Source organism: Alistipes sp. DJF_B185 (assembly GCF_964250025.1).
In the GTDB taxonomy this organism is placed as follows: Bacteria; Bacteroidota; Bacteroidia; order Bacteroidales; family Rikenellaceae; genus Alistipes; species Alistipes finegoldii.
In genome coordinates this window covers 201705-220108 of sequence record NZ_CAXUDY010000005.1, presented here as the reverse complement: position 1 = coordinate 220108, position 18404 = coordinate 201705, and the positions used below count along the sequence as shown (strand labels likewise).

The following is an 18404-nucleotide window of genomic DNA, read 5'->3' as shown; positions in this document are numbered from 1 at the left end:
CGGTTCGAAAAAGCGACAACCGGTCCGTAAGGGCCGGTTGTCGCTTTTTCAGCAGTAGGTCTTCACGTCGTCGAGCGTGATGCGCTCTTCGCTGAGGATGATGAGCCGCTCTATGACGTTGCGCAGTTCGCGGATGTTGCCGCTCCACCGCATCGCCTGCAGTTCGCGCAGGGCGTTGCTCTCGATGCGTTTGGGCGGGATGCCGTATTCGGCGCAGATCGTGCGGATGAAATGGTCGGCCAGCAGCGGGACGTCCTGCGCGTGGTCGCGCAGCGCCGGAACGCGCACCACGATCACGCCGATACGGTGGTAGAGGTCTTCGCGGAAGTTGCCCTTCGTGATCTCGTCGCGCAGGTTCTTGTTCGTGGCGGCGATCACCCGCACGTCCACGTCGATGTCCTTGTCGCTGCCCACGCGGCAGATCTTGTTCTCCTGCAGCGCGCGCAGCACCTTGGCCTGCGCCGCCAGCGACATGTCGCCGATCTCGTCCATGAAGAGCGTGCCGCCGTCGGCCTGCTCGAATTTGCCTTTGCGCTGTTTGATCGCCGAGGTGAAGGCACCCTTCTCGTGTCCGAAGAGTTCGCTTTCGATCAGCTCCGAGGGGATGGCCGCGCAGTTCACCTCGACGAACGGCGCCGCGGCGCGCGAGCTTTTGGCGTGCAGCCAGCGGGCGACAAGCTCTTTGCCGGTGCCGTTTTCGCCCGTGATCAGTACGCGCGCCTCGCACGGCGCCACCTTGTCGATCAGCTGGCGGACGTGTTCCATCTGCGGCGAGGTGCCGATGATTTGTTCCGTATGCATATTGCGCGAACGGCGCGAGCGGCGTGCGGGAGCGGCCGCGGGTGCGCAGGCGGGTGCGGGCGCCGGGTTGTCGATGGTGCGGTGTATGGACTGCAGCAGGCGGTTCATGTCGATGGGCTTGGTGAGGTAATCCTGCGCACCGTTGCGTACGGCTTCGACCGCCGAGTCGATCGACGCTTCCGCCGAAAGAACGATGAACGGGATTCCGGCGTCGGGAATCTTGCAGCCCCGGTCCGAAAGGATGACGTCGAACGGTATTTTCTCGCACATCGTCGATGCAGCCTCCTCATCTTCGGCGGCTTCGGTCGAGAAGCCTTCGAATTCGAGACGCTCGCGGAGCGTGTTTCGCATACTTTTTGATTGGTCCAGAATTAAAACCTTTGCCATAGCTTGTTTTTACTGAAATTTTACCTACTTTTGTCCCAAAGTTATGACTTTCTGCGGTGCAAAACCAATCTTGAGGGGCCTTGCCGAACAGGGCGGAGAGTCGGATAAAACGTCTTGAATCGGTCCATCGCGACAACCCCGCCGGACGCTCCGGCGGCCGTTTTGCAACAGTGCCGAGGACCACAATTACAATATGAAAAAGAATTACAATTACACACGACGCAAGTTGTACCTGCCCGAATACGGACGGCATATTCAGGAGATGATCGACTCGCTGCAGCTGATCGAGGACCGCCGCGAGCGCAACCGTCAGGCCCGTGCCGTGATCGCCGTGATGGGCAATCTCAACCCGCTGCTGCGCGATACCGCCGATTTCACCCATAAGCTGTGGGACCACCTCTTTATCATGTCTGATTTTCAGCTCGATGTGGATTCCCCCTATCCGCAGCCGACCCGTCAGGAACTGACTATCACGCCGCGTCGCATGGCCTATTCGCAGGGACGCATCTCCTTCAAGCACTACGGCAAATACGTCGAGCGGATGATCCGGAGTCTGGCCGGCGACAAGGACCGCAGGGAGGTGTCGCGCACGGTGGACAATCTGGCCCGGTACATGCGCTCGAAGAGCTACGAATACAATCAGGAGCATCCCAACAACGAAGTGATCGTTAAAGACATCAAACGCATGTCCGGGGGTGCTATTGAAATAGATGAAGTTGCTTTAAACAATCTCCGAAGCGACTATAAACAGCACTTTACGGCACGTCCCCAGAAAGGTCCCCAGCAGCGCAATCAGCAGCGTCAGCAGAAAAACCGCAATCAGCAGCACAACCGCAATTTTTCGAAAAACAACGGTCCGCACCGCAATTCGTCGAAATAAGAGGTGCGTATTTTCGGAAATTTGCTATATTTGTGAGCATTTTACTGCAGAAACGTGAGATTAATGAACAAACAAACGCTTTTCGTCTCCCTGACCGCGGCCGTCTTGTTGTGTGCCTGCCAGTCGTCGAAGGTGAAGATTTCAGGCCGCATCGTCGGCAACGACGCCAAAAATGTTTACTTGGAGCAGGTGTCTCCCCTGTCGCAGTCGGTCATCGACTCGGCCGTGCTCGACAAGGAGGGTAATTACCGTTTCGAGCTGAAGGGCGTGACCCGGACGCCTTCGCTTTACAATATAATTTACAACGGCGAACGTATTCCGCTCTTTCTGGCGGGCGGCGACCGCTTGTCCGTGAATTCCGTGGGCAGTTTCATCCGCAACTATACGGTCGAAGGGTCGAAGGAGACCGAGCTGCTGCGGCAGTTCTATCAGGCTTTCGTCGGCGGCGCCCAGCGGCTCGACAACATCGCCGGCCAGTTCGCCCGGACGAACCTCTCCGAAGAGGAGCGCAAGGCGCTGGTGAAGGAGTATACCGACGAATACTACCGCATCCGCCGCGAACAGCTGCGCTTCATCATCGAAAACAAGTCTTCGCTGGCGGCGGTTTATGCCCTGTACCAGCGGTTGCCGGGCGACACCTATCTGTTCAACGGTGACAGCGACGTGGTTTATTACCGCACGGTGGCCGAAGCGCTCGAACAATCCTATCCCGATTCGCCTTACCTGCAGTCGCTGCTGGCCGAGATTACGCGCATGGACGCCCGCATCAGCCTGACGTCGCGCATCTCCGAAGCGGGGTATCCCGATCTGGAACTCTCGGACATTTACGGCAAGAAGGTGCGGCTCTCGTCGCTGACGGGCAAGGTCGTGCTGCTGGACTTCTGGTCGGCCGAACTGGGCAACAGCAATACGCTCAATGCCGAGCTGAAGGAGGTCTACAAGAAATACGCCGACGCTCCGACGCCGTTCGAGGTCTATCAGGTGGCCGTCGATTCGTCGAAACCCCTTTGGATCACCGCCGTGCAGGAGCAGCAGCTGCCTTGGATCTCGGTGAGCGATCTGCGCGGTCAGGCTTCGACGGCGCCCCGGCTCTACAACGTGCAGAAACTTCCGGCCAATTTCCTGATCGACCGGGAGGGCACGATCGTGGCCAAGGATATTTACGGCAAGAGTCTTGAGCGGAAGCTCGACGAACTGACGAAATAGGGCGTGTCCGAATCCCGGATGCTTTCCGGCTGCGCTCGGACAAACCTCGGAAAATGCGGCGTTTTGCCGTGCGAGTCCCCGGCAACGGGGATTCGGTCAATTGTTTAGAACGATTTATGAACCATTATTTCGCATCCGACATCCATCTGGGCGCAGGCGGCGAGGCGTTCGCCGGGGAAACCGAACGCCGTTTCGTGGCTTGGCTCGACGATGCGGCGAAGGATGCGGAGTCGATATTTCTGGTCGGCGACCTTTTCGACTTCTGGTTCGAATACCGCGAGGTCGTGCCGAAGGGCTTCGTGCGGACGCTGGGCAAGCTGGCCGAGCTGACCGACCGGGGCGTGCGGGTCGTCTTTTTTACCGGAAACCATGATATGTGGGTCGGCGACTACCTCGCCCGCGAATGCGGCGTCGAAGTCTACACTTCGCCGCAGCGGTTCTGCCTGAACGGCAAACATCTCTTTATCGCCCACGGCGACAACATGAAGATCGACGGACAGCCGGTGCTCAAACTGCTCAACACCGTATTCCGTTCGCGGACGCTGCGCTGGCTCTTTTCGTGGCTGCTGCATCCCGACTGGGCGATGCGTTTCGGCCATTGGTGGAGCGGCAAGTCGCGCAAGTCGCACGCCGCCGACACCCTCGACGTCTCGCTTACCGAGCCGCTGATCCAATACGCCCGCGAATATGCCGCCATGCACGATGTCGATCATTTCGTTTTCGGGCATATGCACTTCCCGCGCGACTTCCGCGAGGGGAATCTGCATGTGATAAACCTCGGCTGCTGGGAACAGTATCCCTCTTATGCCGTTTTGGACGCGTCGGGCGAACTGACGCTGAGAAGGCTCGAAGCGTTCCGTTAGTGCGGGGGCGCGGGGCGGCCCGCTGCTCCGCGCGGAAGAAATGTCTATTTGAGCGGAAAAAAATGTCTATTAAAGAAGAACGATGAAACAATACCTCGATCTGCTGCGCAGGATCAAGACCGAAGGCGTCGTGCGCGGCGACCGTACCGGCACCGGTACCAAAGGCGTCTTCGGACATCAGATGCGCTTCGATCTGGCGGAGGGCTTTCCTCTGCTGACGACCAAAAAAGTATTTCTGAAGGGCGTGATCCACGAACTGCTCTGGTTCTTGGCCGGCGATACCAATATAAAATACCTCGTGGACAACAGGGTGCATATCTGGGATAACGACGCATTCCGCTATTACAACGAGCTTTGCGTGCGCCACGGCGTGTTGCCTGTCGACCGCGACACGTTTCTGCGGGCGGCGCAGGAGGGTGTCGAATCGCCGGTCGAAGGATATAAGTTCGGCGACCTGAACCACGTTTACGGCTATCAGTGGCGCAGCTGGCCCAAGCCCGACGGCACCGTCGTCGATCAGATCGCGCAGGCGGTCGGGCTTATCAGGAGCAATCCCGAATCGCGGCGCATCCTCGTCTCCGCATGGAACGTCGCCGAGGTGGAGGATATGGCCCTGCCGCCGTGCCATGTGCTGTTCCAGTTCTACGTAGCCGAAGGAAAACTCTCGTGCCAGCTTTACCAGCGCAGTGCCGATACGTTTCTGGGCGTGCCGTTCAATATCGCCTCCTATGCCCTGCTGACGTTGATGACGGCGCAGGTCTGCGGCCTGCAGCCCGGTGAATTCGTCCATACGCTCGGCGACACGCACCTCTATCTGAACCATCTGGAGCAGGTGGACGAGCAGCTTGCGCGCGAACCCCGTCCGCTGCCCGTAATGCGGCTCAATCCTGCCGTGAAGTCGCTCTTCGACTTCCGTTACGGGGATTTCACGCTCGAAGGCTACGATCCGTGGCCGGCGATCAAGGCGCCGATGTCGTTCTGAATCGTTTCGCTCCCGGCAGGGGCGGCGAATCACTTTCGTGCTGATCCGCCGGAACCGAAAAACAACAGGCGTCCCCTTTGCAGGGACGCCTGTTTTCGCTGACTGTTTCGCTGACCGTTATTTCCGGACGATGCTGATTTTCCCCGGCTTCTTGTAGCGGTTGTTTTCGATGACGACCTGCTGCGAGCTGCGGATGTCGATCGTCGGGAGGTCGTTGTAAGGCTTGTACTTCTCCGATAATTCGATGGTGTTGTCTCTGAAAATCAGTCCTCCGACGGATTTCGCCCGGAGCAGCTGCTCGTTGAAGGTCCGGAACAGATTGCCTTCGATGGTGATGTTGCGTTCGTAGGGATGGCCCGGAACCTCTTTTTTCTGGTGCGGGTTGATGAAGATCGTCGGGAAATCGGCGCCGCCGTATGTGCCGTCGAGAAACCTGTTGTTGCGGATCGTCACGTCGCGCACGGCTCCCGATTCGTACCAGTGGTCCATGTCCCCCTCGAACAGAATGGCGGACATCATGGACGAGAAGGTGTTGCCCTCGACGACGACTTTCCGGGGCGTGCTGACCAGAATGCTTCTCGCCCGGTTGTTGCGCACGACGTTGTTCCGGAAGATCAGTTCCGGGTACCACGACATGTTTTCCAGCCCGTCGCCGACCGTGAGTCGGCCTTCGACGGGAGCGGTGAACGTCAGCCGGATGTAATGGGCGTTGATGCGTTCCGATTTTTTCACCCGCAGGGTGTGTTTCGCAAGCAGGGTCTCCGCGTCCACGACGTCGATTTCGTCGCCCTTTCCGGCAAACTCATACCCGGCCTGCTGGGGGTGGTTGATGCGGGCGATGACCTGATCGGGCGCCGTGATGCCGGTCACGCGGACGTAGGAGCCGTGTACGTTGGTCGCATCGTCGAGCATGTTCTCGAAAACGCACTCTTCGATCAGGACGGTTCCCCGGCAGTTGCAGAAGTGGGGGGCGTCCGCCGTGGTCGTTATCATCCGGGGGCTTCCCTTCCGCAGGACCACCTGCAGCCTGCGGACGGTTACGTTGTCGGCCTTTTCGGCGATCAGCCCCATGCCGCCGCAGTGGTGGATGGTGACATCCTCGACCAGAACGCCGGACGACGCAGTCGCGTGGATGGCGGGCGAATGCCGGTTCTGGGTAAAGACGCCTTTGAACGTCAGGATCGTTCCGACGGGCGGCAGGGCGCGCACGAACCGGGTGTGGAGTTCATAGCGGCCGGGAGCCGTCGGCGTAACCCGTATGTCGAAGTTGTCCGGCTTGGGGATGTAGTAATCGTCGCTGCGGTAGGCGGTGGCCATGGTGCGGGGATCGAAAACGATGTTCTCGCCCGGAATACGCTCTTCCCAGCCTTCTGCCCGCATGATGAGCTTGCCGTTTTCGACCGCATGGCCGAACTCGTCCGGAATCTCGATCTCGACACGCTGCGTCTCCGCATCCGCGGTCGTCACCTTCGCCTCCAGCGTGAAGGGAACCTCCCAGTCTACGGTGAAATTGCGCAGCGTCACGCCGTGCGAATCCTCGATCAGAAACGGGATGATCCGGCCGTGGAAAATGAATTCCGAGCCGCCGCCGTCGATCTCGATGTTCCGCCGTCCCGTCAGCGGGAATGCGAAATGGCGGTATCCGTTGTCGTGGTTGGTGATGCAGTGGTATTTTCCGGCGGCGAATTCCGGCCGGAAATGGTAGGTGCCTTCGGGAAATACCAGTTTTACCGGCTTGTCTGCCGGGATGCTTTCGAGCAGGGTGTAGACGAACGGAGTCATGTCCTGCGTGTCGTACCTGCCTTTGTAGTCCGCGATATCGATTACTCCGGTTCGGGCGGATGCCGTACCGCAGACCATACTCACGAGGAGTATGACCGTTCCCAAGCGTGGTTTCATGCGCATGGCTATTTCTTTATGTTGTTCTTTTCCCAGACCGGCGCACCCGTGTCGGCGCCGTACCGCTCTCCGTGGCTGCGCGTCAGCTCTTTTGAGTTTTCGACCTCGTTGTCCGACATTTTCAGCCCGTCGACCGACGTGACGACGATTGCCGGGCAGGGGCAGCCGGTCACCTTGTTCTTCTGGACGGTGATGTTCATGAATGCGCCCGGTTCCGCGACCTTCGCGTCGCCCGTGATGTAGAAGAGCGACAATGCTCCGGGAGGCATGCGCGGATTGCCGCGTTCGAACATGCACTCCTCGATCGTATTGCCGACGATCTGCACGTTCGAGGAGAAGCCTCCTCCCATCCATTCGATTTCGGGCGACATGAGGATTCCCTGCATGGCGCATCCGGTTATCCTGTTCGACGCCACCACTCCGTCGATACCCTTGATCAGGATTCCGCGCGAGCGTACGTGGCCCACTTCGTTGTCTTTGACGAGGAATCCGCTGCCGACGGCGTCGGCGTTGAAAACCACGTCGCCGGGGCCGATTTCGAACGGCATCTGCTTCACCTTGAGCCGGAATCCGAGCTTGTAGGAGGCTTTTGACAGCAGCGAGGGATAACCCGTCGTCACGGCGTTGCGCTGCTCTTCGGTCGGGTCGAAGCGGCCGACCGAAACCAGCCGGAGTTCGCCTTTGCGTTTCCCGTCGTAACCGACCACGACCAGTCTGTCGCCGCGCCGGAATACGGGGTGGGTTTCGCGCGTCACCAAGTCGATCGTACCCTTCGCGGCGTCGGCCGATCCGACCGGGAACGAGCGTCCGCAGACGATGATGCAGTCGTCGCCGTTGTGGCCTACCTTGCACCCCGTGACGGTCGGGCCTTTCCGTGCCTGGCTGCTGTGTATGCCGTCGGCGTTGCCCGAACGCAGGCGGGGCCTGATGCCCTGCGGCATGGGGCCGCGGTCGACGACGCAGTTTCTGTACTCGTTGGCGTAGCCCTCTTTCTCGAAAAACGAGAAGGTGTTGGACCCGTATACCGTGACGTTTTCGAGTTTGGTGTTGTAGCACTTGTTGAGCATGACGGTATGGACGCCGGCGTTCGGCTTGTCGGTCTTGACGTCCATGACCACCAGATCCCCGACCTGCTCGCCTGCGCTCCACGTTCCGTTCTTGACGGCCCGGAAGAGGTTGTGACCGAGCTGCTTGAGCGCGGAGTAGTTGCTCGTGTAGGTGGTGATGCTGTTGCGCTTGAGCAGGCGTGTCTGCGGATCGTAGAACTGCACGCGGTTGGCGGCCAGACCGGTTACGGGATACCCCTCGTCGATCCGGACGTCGAACCAGCTTCCGTCTTCGGCCACGGCCGTAATTTCGCCCTGCGTAAAGCAGAGCGGATCGTAGTCGATGGTCAGGTCGCGCAGCTCCACCCGCACGCAGTTGTAAAAGCTGAACGCCTGCTCCTGATTGTTGCAGATGACCGTCGATCCGTTGCCGTTGATGTGGACGTCGGTCAGGTTGTGGAACTTGTACGGCCCGTTGCTGCGCACGTCGAGCGTGTAGGTGCCTTTGGGTATTTCGATGAGGTTCCGGCCTTTCTGCCGGTCGAGGACCTCGTGAAGATCGGGATGATTCTGCGCCGCCGCGGATGCCGCGAGACATGCGGCAGCGCAGAAAACAGTCAGTTTTTTCATCTGAATAGGGTTCGTTGTCGGAGTTCGTCGGCAGGAATCGTCAGATCGTCTGCGTGTACCCCGGATTCTGGCTCAGGTTTTTGTTCACTTCGCGTTCGCGCTTGGGCACCGGCATCCAGATCTTGTACGGTTTGTAGTTGTTCTTGATCGGCTCCATCTGCGGGGCGAAGTAGTAGTATTTGTTGCCGGCGTCGTTGACGGTTTTCATGTTGCCGATGACTTCCGTCATTTTGCCCGTGCGGATCAGGTCGATGCGTCGCCACCCCTCGACGCAGAGTTCGCGCGAACGTTCGTCGAGCAGCTCTTCCATGAAGTCGGTCTTGTAGTAGGCCGAATTCATGGCGTTGAGCGCCGATTCGTTCAGTTTGCCGTCCGTATCGGTGCAGGCGCGTTCGCGCACCTCCTCGACCAGTTCGCGCGCAAGGGATTCGTCGCCCGTCTTGTAAAGCGCTTCGGCGTACAGCAGAACGATGTCGGCGAAGCGGAGCATCGGGAAGTCGATGTTGCTTGCCCACGTCGGAATGCCCTGTGACGTTCTGACCGCGGGGTCCGATTGGCGGAATTTGCCGTGGCAGAGGTTGGCGCCCGATGCGTAAAGCGCCACGGGACTGAAGTATTTGGCTCCGTTGATTGTCGTGTAGTCGGTGACGTTGTTGCCCAGACTGCCGCAGAGGTTCCAGCCCATGCGGCTGTCCTCGGTCACGTATTTGTCAGACAGCTCGCCCGTCGGGCGTATCCAGCCGTAACCTCCTCCGTTGGTGCCGACGTTGCCCTGCGGCCCGGCCCAGTAGGCGAAGAGGAAATATTCGTTCGAGCCGCCCGCTCCGGTCTGTACGACCATCATGCACTCCTCTTTCTGACTGCTTTTGGTGTCGGCCAGAAAGTTGTAGTGGTAGGGCTTGATGAGCTTGTAGCCGCTGTGTGCGTAAATATCTTCGGCGATGGCCGCGGCTTTTTTCCAGCACGCTTCGGCATCGACCCAGTCGAAACTGTTGGTCGGCGAGCCGAGTTCCCGCCCCACGCGGTTCTCCTTGCAGGAGGCCAGATAGGTATACATCTTGAGCAGATAGCCGCCCGCGGTCCATTTGTTGACGCGGCCGTTTACGTTCGAATTGCGGTCGGGAAGCTCCTTGTAGGCTTTGTCGAGGTCTTCCTCGATGCAGGCGTAAACCTTGTCGAGCGGTTCGCGCGGAGCCTCGGCCGACGAGTTGGGCGTATTGGGCAGGGGCACTTCGCCCCAGAGCCACGCCTGATAGAGCCGGTAAAGGCCGCGCAGCAGCTTCGCTTCGTTGACGATCTCGTCGCGGCGTTTGGGGTCCATGTCGATGGCCGGCACTTTCTGGATGATGTGGTTGGCCCGGTCGATGCCGACGAAGAGTCCGAACCATGCCATCGAGACGAAATCGGCCTCTTCGTTGTAACCGCAACTGGCGATGATCTGATGGTGCGGGTCGCTGATGCCGTTGGGAGCGATCTCGTCGCCGAGCATCATCAGGTAGTGCATGCCGCGTCCCCAGAGGGGCTGGTTGCCGGTTCCCTGAATCGCACCTGCGTTGAGTATGTCGTATACGCCCGTGAGGGCCAGTTCCGCATTCGCGGCGGTGGTGTAGAGGTCGTCGCCCGAAACGAACGAATAGGTCTTCTCGTCGAGGAAACTGGTGCAGCCCGCCGTCGCCGTGCAGAGCAGGAGCGCAGCCGTGTATTTTAGTGCTTTCGAATAGAACGTTTTCATATTCATATCGCTGTTTTAGTATTTGATTGAAACTCCGAAGAATACGGACCGTGCGCGCGGGTAGTTGGTGTAGTCCAGTCCGGGAATCAGGCGGTTCCAGAACGACACCTCCGGGTCGTAGCCCGAATAGCCCGTGCAGGTGAAGAGGTTTTCGGCCGTGACGTAGATCCGCAGGTGGGAGAGTCCTATTTTGCGCGTGATGTGCGCGGGCAGCGTATAGCCCACCGTCAGGTTTTTCAGGCGGAGGTAGGAGCCGTCCTCGACGTAGTAGCTCGACATTTCGGTCTTGCCCTCGCCGTTGAGCGACGGATACCTGTTGCCCGGACGCTCCTCCGTCCAGCGGTTGCGCCAGTAGTCCGTCGAGACGTTGTTGTAGCCCACGAAACCCTCGTAGCGGTAGCGGCCGATGTTGATGATGTCGTTGCCGTAGGACCACTGGAACATGAAGCTGAGGTCGAAATTCTTGAACGTAAAGCTGTTGGTCATGCCGCCGAAGTGCTTCGGGTCGCTGTTCGCAATGACCGTTTTGTCGTTGTTCGGGTCGATGACGTTGTCGTTGCCCGCGATGTCCTTGAACTTCATGTCGCCCGGCTTCACGGTGATTCCCGCGAACGACGGCACGCCCTCTTTCAGGTTGCCCCGCTCGTCGAAGTCGGATTGCTGGTAAATGCCGTCGAAGACGTATCCCCAGCCCGAACCGATCGGGTGTCCCACCATGACGCGGCCTACTTCGGTGATATGTCCGCCGGCGACCTTGACCGGGATCGAGCTGACGTCGCCCAGCGATACGACCTTGTTGCGGTTGAGGTTGAAGTTCAGGCTCGTCGACCATGTGAAGTTGCGTTTCTGGATATTGACCGTGTTGATCGTAAGCTCGAAACCCTTGTTGTCCACCTGCCCGATGTTCTGCCACTGACGGTAGGAGCCGATCTGGCTGGGAACGTCGGCATGCAGGAGCATGTCCTTGGTCTTTTTGTAGTAAACGTCGGCCTCGATGCTCAGACGGTTGCGGAACATGCTGATGTCCAGACCTCCGTTGAGCTGGTAGGTCGTCTCCCACTTGAGGTCGGGATTCGATATCTCCGAAGGAGACAGGCCCAGCTGCACGGAGTTGTTGTCGCCCGAATAGTAGGTCTTGTCGGTACGGCTCAGCGACTGATAGGCCGGAATGCGGTCGTTACCCGTCACGCCGTAGCTGAGCCGCAGTTTCATGTCGCTGAAAATCTTCTGCTGCTTCATGAACTCCTCCTTGCCGATGCTCCATGCGAAGGCGGCCGAGGGGAAGTAGCCGTACTTGTTGTTCTTGCCGAATTTGGACGAACCGTCGCGGCGGATCGAAGCCGTGAAGATATACTTTTCGGCGAGGGTGTAATTCAGGCGCAGGAATTCCGATTCGGAGGTGTTGCGTTCGCGGTTGGTCTGTACGTTTTCGGGGAATACGGAACCCTGACCGATGTCGAACGCCCCGTTGAAGCTCTGGTTTTCGAATCCTTCGGCGCGGGTGCTGAGACGCGTGGCGGTGTAGCCGCGCAGTTCGAATCCCAGTACGGCGTTGAAATAGTGCTTGCCGCGCGAGATGGCGTAGGTCAGCGTGTTGGAGGTCTGCCACGATTCGGCGCCGCTTTCCGCTACGACGGCCATGCCGTTTTTGGAGTACCCCCACGAGGTGGTCGAGGGATACCACTCCTCGGTCTTCGAATTCAGAATCGTGCCGCCGCCGCTGATGCGCAGCGTCAGGTTGTTGAGGATCTTGTATTTGAGGTAGAGGTCTCCGATCGTACGGTTCTGGGTGGAAGCCTTGTAGGAGTCGTTGATGAAGGTGATGGGGTTGGTCAGATTGTAGTTTTCGGGGTTGGAGGCTTCGTCATCGTCCTCGCTCAGGAAGATCGGTTTGTAGAGGACGAAGCTCTGCACCAGTCCGTTGTACGAGTTGGCGCCCGCATTGGTGACGGCTCCCTTGGTCACGATGTGGGAGAAGTTGATCGTACCGCCGATGGTGAACCGCTTGCTGAGGTCGCTGTCGAAACGGATGCGGCCCGTGAAACGTTCCATCTGGTTCTTCTTGACGATGCCCTCCTGATTGAGGTAGCCTGCCGAAGCGGCCACCTTGGTCTTCGCGCTGCCGCCCGAAGCGACGCCGATGTTGTAGCTTTGGATGATACCCGTGCGCATGACCTCCTCCTGCCAGTTGCGGCTGGGGTAGTCGGAGAAGTCCCTCACCCGGTCGGGCAGGCCGTCGCCGTTGGTGTCGATGCCCCACGCATCGCTGGTCGGGAATTTGGCGAAACGGTAGTCCGCGAACTCCTGTCCCTGAAGCACGTCGATCGTATTCGACATCCGGGCCAGACCGACGCTCATGTCGAAATCGACGGAGGCCTTTTCGCCGCGCCCGCTCTTGGTGGTGATGATCACGACGCCGTTGGCTCCGCGCGATCCGTAAATGGCCGTCGCCGACGCATCCTTGAGGACGGTGATCGACTCGATGTCCGACGGGTTGATGCCCGCCAGCGGATTGTAGCGCACGTTGGCCGAAGTGTAGCTGCTCGTGGCTACTTCGTCGGCGTTGACGTCGATCTGCACGTCGTCGATGATATACAGCGGCTGCGTTCCTGCGTTGATCGAGTTACCGCCGCGGATCGTAATGTCGATGCCCGCACCGGGTTCGCCCGAACTGGAGCTGACCTGCACGCCTGCCATGCGGCCTTGGAGCGCATCCATAAAGCTCGTGCCCTTCGATTTGGTGATCTCGGACGTGCTCAGCACGCCCAGCGAGCCGGCGACGTTTTTCTTCTGGGCGTCGCCGTAGCCGATCTGCACGACGACGTTCTCGATCTGGGTCACATCCTGCTGCAGTTCGACCCGCAGATCGGTGTTGCTGCCGACCATGATGTTCTGCGGTGCCATGCCGATAAACGAGAAGGTCAGGACGGACTGGTGGTTTTTGACGCTTATGGCGAAGCGGCCTTGGGTGTCGGTCGTGGTTCCGCTGGTGGTTCCCTGCTCGATCACGCTCGCGCTGGCCATCGGTTCGCCGGTCGCGGCGTCCAGCACGGTGCCCGTTACTCGAAGCTGGGCATAGACGCTGCCGCACGTAAACAGGGCCGATAATAGTAAAAGTAGTACACTTTTCTTCATGGTTATATTCGGGTTGGTTTTTACTGGATGGTATGTCGTGGGTCCGTTGCCCCGGAGCCGCCCGTGTCCGGGACGGCTCCGGGAGATGCCGGACACGGAATTATCTCATTTCGGCGGACGCCTTGTCGAGCGGAGTGTGGCGGATGCACCGCACCGAGTAGGCGTTGGTGCGCTGGTAGTTGTTCAGGTATACGCTGGTGCCGTTGAGCATGATGAAACGCGCCGCATTGGTGAAGATGTTGCCTGCGCCGGCGATGATGGGCATGTTCGTCCAGTAGACGCCGCGGCCTCCCGATACGGTCCCTCCGACGACGGCCTGTCCTGCCCACGGCATCTTGAGCGGGCTTCGGGCGAATACGGCGGCCAGATCGGTCACCTTGTAGGAGGTGTCGCCGTAGACCATCGTTTCGAGTCCGGTGACGGCTTTGGCCATTTCGATGAATTCGTTCACCGTCGGTACGCGGTAGCCCGGAGGGCAGGGGTTGTTGTCCTGCGTGGCGGCATCGAGCGGCGCCGCATACGTCTTGTCCTCGAAGCGGCCGCCCCAGAGTCCGTCCCGGTTCGACGTGTCGTCGCGCGCCCAGTCGTGGGGTTCCTTGTTGGTCGGCATGAAACCTTCCCGGCCCGACTCCCGGCGGTCGGCGGTGGGGGTGTTCAGCGGTGCGAGGGCGTTGACGAACGAACCTGCCGTGGCCGATGTCCATTTGGTCTTTTCGTGTCCGTCGGCTTTGCGCGACCACTGGAAGAGCGATCCGAAGGCCGTGTGGTCGTTGGATGCGGCGGCGATGCCCTTTGCGCCGAGATTGCGGTCGAGCCATGTCTGTTCCGTATCCTGCCCGTTCTCGTCCTTGACGGTGATGTTCACGGGGAAATAGATGATCTTGTAATAGTCGTCGGCCGAATCGTAGTTGCGGTCCTTTACGCCGATCACGGTCACTTCGCACCGGGCGGTTTTATTTCCGCCGTCGGTGGTCGAGACGCGGATGGTCGTTTTGCCGTGCGATACGGGGACCAGCAGGCCGTTGTCGTCGATTCCGGCGACGAGCGGATCGTCGGAGGTCCACTTGAGCTTTTTGTTCGTGGCGTTCTCCGGCAGGATCGCCGGGGCGAACCGGAAGGCTCCGACACCCGGATCGGCCGCGAAGTCGAATGTCTTGGACGTGGCGTCGAGCGTCAGGCTTTCGATGGGAATGCTGTTGTCCACGTCGTCGATCGTGAGACGGATCGCGTCGTTGACGTGCATGTCGTTGGCTTCGGCCGTGAGCGTCACTTCGCCGAAAGCCAGCGCCGTGACCAGACCGCTCTTGTCGACGGTGGCCACGTTGGTATTGGAGCTGTACCAAGCGATTCTCCGGTTGGTGGCGTCCGCCGGTTCGATCGTGACCGAAAGCTGGTACGTCTTGCCGGGGTTGAGGTGCAGTTCCCGAACGTCGATGCTTACTTTCTCGACATGGACGAATGTCTCCTCGTCGTCTTTGCAGCCGGAGTGGACGGCAGCGACGGCGGCGATCAGAAAAGCGTAAAGAAGTTTTTTCATATTTTAGGGTTTGTTTGTTGGTTGCATGCGGCGGATAAATCGCCTGATCCTGTAAGCAAAATTATCAGGATGAATATTTTTTGGCCCCCGTGTCGTGAAATAAATTAGCGGGAACGGTTTCGGGAACGGTTTGATTGGCCGGGAGCGTTCCCGAAAAAGTCCCAAAAAGGAAGAAAACCGCCCTGAAAAAACTTTTTCAGGACGGAATTGAGGCTGATTCTGCTATTCTGGGGATGCTTCTCCCGCTTCGCCGAATGTGCGTGCCGCTATTGCTGCGGCCTTACGTCGGTGGATTCGCGGATGTTGATCCGTGCGTCGAGTACCACCGTGCGGTCCGGAGCGTCGGGATTCTTGATCTTTTCCAGCAGCAGGTTAGCCGCCGTTTCGCCGATCAGGTCGAGGGGCTGGGCCACGGAACTCAGCTGCGGTTCGGTCAGCAGGGCCGACTGCGACTCCGAGAAGCCCATCACGGCGATCTGTTCCGGAATGCGGTAACCCCGTTTTTTGATCGCCTTGAGCGCCCCGATTGCGAGCTGGTCGTTGAAACAGAACACCGCGTCGGGAATGCGGTCGCCGTCGAGTATCGCGTTCATGGTTTCGAAGCCGCATTCGCGGGAGATGTCCCTGCATTGGACGAAGGTATCGGGCGCGGGGTCGATGCCGTGTTTGCTGAGCGCCTCCTTGTAACCTTGGTGGCGGGTGGCCGAATTGAAAATCCCTTTCGGTCCCATCAGGTGCAGCGGCCGGGTGCGCTTTGTTCCGTTGGCGTAGAGAACGTGCTCCACGGCGAAGAACGCCATCCGGAAATCGTCGATGACAACTTTGCTGGCTTCGACCTCGTTGCTCGGACGGTTGAAGAAGACGATCGGGATTCCGTTGTCGATCAGTCGCCGGTAATATTCGTCGTTGCGGCCCTTTTCGGTGACGGAAAGGATGATGCCCTCCACCATGCTGTTTTCCAGCAGATGCAGATTCTTGAGCTCGATCTCTGCGGATTCGCCCGACTGGGTGATCAGGACGTTGAATCCCTCCTTCTCGAAGACCTTCTGTATCTGGATGATGATGCGCGGGAAAAACGAATTGACGAATTCGGGTACGACGACGCCGATGACCTTCGAGCGTCTGCGTATCAGGTTCTGGGCGTACGGATTAGGCCGGTAGTTCATCTTTTCGGCCATTTCGAGCACCAGCCGTTTGGTCTCCGGCTTGACGTCGGAGTGATCGGCCAAAGCGCGTGAAACAGTGGATTTGGATATGCCCAGAGCTTGGGCGAGATCCTTTATCGTGGCATGTTTTATCATTTCCAGCTTTTTCACGCAAAATAGTATTTTTTTTACAGTTTACAAAAAATAAAAGATTCCCGCTTCCCGGAAGATTATTCGAGCACGACGATAAATCCCCCGTTCTCCGGCAACTGCATGACGAGGGGTTCCGGCGCCGGCAGTGCGACTTCGGCCGTCTGCAGCGAACCGTCCGCCGCGTCGCGGACGATCTGCGCCTTTCGGGCCGTCGCGGGGATCAATCCGGCGGGAATCGTCACCGCGGCGGGAGCGGTGTTCACACCGGCTATGTACCACGTGCCGCCCTTGCGGCGGGCGATGACGGCCAGCCGCCCGATTTCGCTTTGCGGCAGTACGACCGTTTCGTCCCATACCGTCGGCAGGCGGCGGATGATGTCGAGCGCCGGGCGGTAACGCTCGTCGCCGGAGAGGACGAACGGATTTTCGGCGATCGTCAGCAGCGGTGAGTCGAGCAGCAGCGCGAACGCCAGCTGGTGGGCGGCCGTCGTGCCGCCGGGCATGGTGAACGCGACCGGAGTGTAGTCCGCGGCGCCCAGTACGCCGCGCGTGAAGGGCAGGGCCGCATTGTGGCTGGCCGGAATGTTCTGGTTTTCGTCGCCGGGGACGTAGCGGTCCGGATCGGGGGTGCGGCCTTCGTCCCGCATCCGCTTTTCGTAGTTGGCCGTGATGCGGTTGAGTTCGATGCCCCGCACGCCCTCGCGGGTGATTTCGTTGGGGTAGGTGCGGATTTCGCCCGTCGGCTTCTGGCAGCCGTGGAGATTGACCATCAGCCTGCGCCGCGCCGCGTTTTTGAGCAGGTGGGTGTTGAAGTCGATCTGGCGTATGCCTTCGCCGTTCATGAAGTCCACCTTGACGCCCTTTATGCCTATCGCCGCGACCGAGTCCAGAAAGCCGCGCATCTGGCGGTAGTCGTCCGCCGGATCGTTGAGTTTCTCCCAATGGCGCCATACGAACAGCCCCACGCCGCGGGATTGGGCGTATCCGGCCAGCTCGTGCAGGAATTTCCATTTGTCGGGACGCTCTTCCCACCCGTCGTCGACGGTGCTGTACTCGATGCCCAGCGACGCTGCGGTGTCGATCACCCGCTTTTCGCCTTCGAGGGTCATGAAGCCGCCGTCGATGCCGCTCCACCAGCTCCAGAGCGAGCGTCCGGGGACGATCCACGACGTATCGGCGAACAGTTCCGGGTCGGGAGCGGGGTTGAGACTGGTGATGATGTCGGTATTTACCAGTGCGTCGAGGTCGCGGGCGATGATCGTGACGCGCCACGGGGTGACGATGTCGCCTGACAGCTCGAATCCCTCCTGTTCGGTGAAGTCGGCCCGCAGGCTGGCTCCGGGTTCCGCGCGCAAACGCATGCCGCTGTAGTCGTACAGCGCGGCTTCGGCGATCATCACGTATTCGTCGGGGGTTCGGTAGAGCAGCGGCATGGTCTGCACCGGTCCCTGCCGGGAGACGATGTGCAGGCTGTCGGCCGTCGTGGATATCCACTCTCCGGCATAGGTGAGCAGTTTCCTCCCGGAATTCCGTTCGGCGAACCAGACTCTGCTCTGGTGGGGCGGCCGCCATTGGGCAGCTTCCCCGTTGACGGTCCGCGTGCCGTCTCCCGGCAGGACGAACCGGTAGGCGAAGCCGTCGTCGTAGAGACGGGTCTGGAGCCGGTATTTATAGCCCGAAGGACGGTGCGTCACGTCGAAGAGGTATTCGTTGCACCGCCCTTCCGACACGGCTTTGCGCCCCGTGACGGAGTAGGTCTCGTCGATTTTCCGCGTGCCTGCCGGGCGCAGGGCCGCATCGCGGAACAGCTCCGTGCCGTCGATGGTTATGCCCATGGCCGAGGTGTCGATGACCGTGCGGCCGTCGTGGGTTACGGTGTAGTACAACCCCTCCTTGCCGGCGAATACCTCTGCCCGGATGTTGCCCGAAGGGCTTTTTTGTGCGGTGCCGCCGCAGCCTGCGGACAGAAGGGCCATGAAGGCGAAAAATGCTGTTTTTCTCACGTTGC

Annotated in this window: 12 protein-coding genes; 4 read left to right on the top strand and 8 right to left on the bottom strand. The window is 59.6% G+C overall.

Translation table 11 applies throughout. The features are described 5' to 3' along the window. Nucleotides 1–48: 48 nt before the first annotated feature. Nucleotides 49–1188, bottom strand: coding sequence for a sigma-54-dependent transcriptional regulator (locus tag ACESTR_RS08820; protein ID WP_009596437.1), 1140 nt, complete (start codon nucleotides 1186–1188; stop codon nucleotides 49–51). A gap of 193 nt (nucleotides 1189–1381) precedes the next feature. Between ACESTR_RS08820 and ACESTR_RS08815 the strand changes: the two genes are divergently transcribed. From ACESTR_RS08815 to thyA, 4 genes are all read left to right on the top strand, one after another. Continuing rightward, nucleotides 1382–2068 (top strand): DUF4290 domain-containing protein, encoded by a 687-nt coding sequence (locus ACESTR_RS08815; RefSeq protein ID WP_014775738.1) that lies wholly within the window; start codon nucleotides 1382–1384, stop codon nucleotides 2066–2068. Between the two features lie 63 nt (nucleotides 2069–2131). Beyond that, nucleotides 2132–3274 (top strand): TlpA disulfide reductase family protein, encoded by a 1143-nt coding sequence (locus ACESTR_RS08810; RefSeq protein ID WP_014775739.1) that lies wholly within the window; start codon nucleotides 2132–2134, stop codon nucleotides 3272–3274. Nucleotides 3275–3327: 53 nt separating this feature from the next. Continuing rightward, complete coding sequence (locus tag ACESTR_RS08805) at nucleotides 3328–4137, top strand: UDP-2,3-diacylglucosamine diphosphatase (protein WP_014775740.1); 810 nt, start codon at nucleotides 3328–3330, stop codon at nucleotides 4135–4137. 82 nt (nucleotides 4138–4219) lie between these two features. Next, complete coding sequence (thyA, locus tag ACESTR_RS08800; RefSeq protein WP_281809162.1) at nucleotides 4220–5119, top strand: thymidylate synthase; 900 nt, start codon at nucleotides 4220–4222, stop codon at nucleotides 5117–5119. Between the two features lie 117 nt (nucleotides 5120–5236). Here thyA and ACESTR_RS08795 read toward each other — a convergent pair whose 3' ends face one another. From ACESTR_RS08795 to ACESTR_RS08765, 7 genes are all read right to left on the bottom strand, one after another. Further along, nucleotides 5237–7018 (bottom strand): right-handed parallel beta-helix repeat-containing protein, encoded by a 1782-nt coding sequence (locus ACESTR_RS08795; protein ID WP_302268612.1) that lies wholly within the window; start codon nucleotides 7016–7018, stop codon nucleotides 5237–5239. An 8-nt stretch (nucleotides 7019–7026) separates the two neighbouring features. After that, a complete protein-coding gene (locus ACESTR_RS08790) occupies nucleotides 7027–8694 on the bottom strand; it encodes a right-handed parallel beta-helix repeat-containing protein (RefSeq protein WP_302268614.1) in 1668 nt (555 codons plus the stop codon). Between the two features lie 40 nt (nucleotides 8695–8734). Beyond that, nucleotides 8735–10426 (bottom strand): RagB/SusD family nutrient uptake outer membrane protein, encoded by a 1692-nt coding sequence (locus ACESTR_RS08785; protein WP_227042401.1) that lies wholly within the window; start codon nucleotides 10424–10426, stop codon nucleotides 8735–8737. Nucleotides 10427–10441: 15 nt separating this feature from the next. After that, nucleotides 10442–13561: a SusC/RagA family TonB-linked outer membrane protein gene (locus ACESTR_RS08780; protein WP_302268618.1), complete on the bottom strand. Its 3120-nt coding sequence runs from the start codon at nucleotides 13559–13561 to the stop codon at nucleotides 10442–10444. A 100-nt stretch (nucleotides 13562–13661) separates the two neighbouring features. Beyond that, entirely contained in the window at nucleotides 13662–15098 is a 1437-nt protein-coding gene (locus ACESTR_RS08775; protein WP_022043591.1) for an Ig-like domain-containing protein, read from the bottom strand. 266 nt (nucleotides 15099–15364) lie between these two features. Further along, a complete protein-coding gene (locus tag ACESTR_RS08770) occupies nucleotides 15365–16414 on the bottom strand; it encodes a LacI family DNA-binding transcriptional regulator (protein ID WP_227042399.1) in 1050 nt (349 codons plus the stop codon). 59 nt (nucleotides 16415–16473) lie between these two features. Next, entirely contained in the window at nucleotides 16474–18399 is a 1926-nt protein-coding gene (locus ACESTR_RS08765) for a glycoside hydrolase family 97 protein (protein ID WP_302268623.1), read from the bottom strand. Nucleotides 18400–18404 lie beyond the last annotated feature (5 nt).

Coding starts and splice junctions, on each gene's coding strand:
- ACESTR_RS08790 (WP_302268614.1), bottom strand. CDS start 8,694: ATGAAAAAACTGACTGTTTTCTGCGCTGCCGCATGTCTCGCGGCATCC.
- ACESTR_RS08780 (WP_302268618.1), bottom strand. CDS start 13,561: ATGAAGAAAAGTGTACTACTTTTACTATTATCGGCCCTGTTTACGTGC.
- ACESTR_RS08815 (WP_014775738.1), top strand. CDS start 1,382: ATGAAAAAGAATTACAATTACACACGACGCAAGTTGTACCTGCCCGAA.
- ACESTR_RS08805 (WP_014775740.1), top strand. CDS start 3,328: ATGCGGCGTTTTGCCGTGCGAGTCCCCGGCAACGGGGATTCGGTCAAT.
- ACESTR_RS08795 (WP_302268612.1), bottom strand. CDS start 7,018: ATGAAACCACGCTTGGGAACGGTCATACTCCTCGTGAGTATGGTCTGC.
- ACESTR_RS08810 (WP_014775739.1), top strand. CDS start 2,132: ATGAACAAACAAACGCTTTTCGTCTCCCTGACCGCGGCCGTCTTGTTG.
- thyA (WP_281809162.1), top strand. CDS start 4,220: ATGAAACAATACCTCGATCTGCTGCGCAGGATCAAGACCGAAGGCGTC.
- ACESTR_RS08775 (WP_022043591.1), bottom strand. CDS start 15,098: ATGAAAAAACTTCTTTACGCTTTTCTGATCGCCGCCGTCGCTGCCGTC.
- ACESTR_RS08785 (WP_227042401.1), bottom strand. CDS start 10,426: ATGAAAACGTTCTATTCGAAAGCACTAAAATACACGGCTGCGCTCCTG.
- ACESTR_RS08820 (WP_009596437.1), bottom strand. CDS start 1,188: ATGGCAAAGGTTTTAATTCTGGACCAATCAAAAAGTATGCGAAACACG.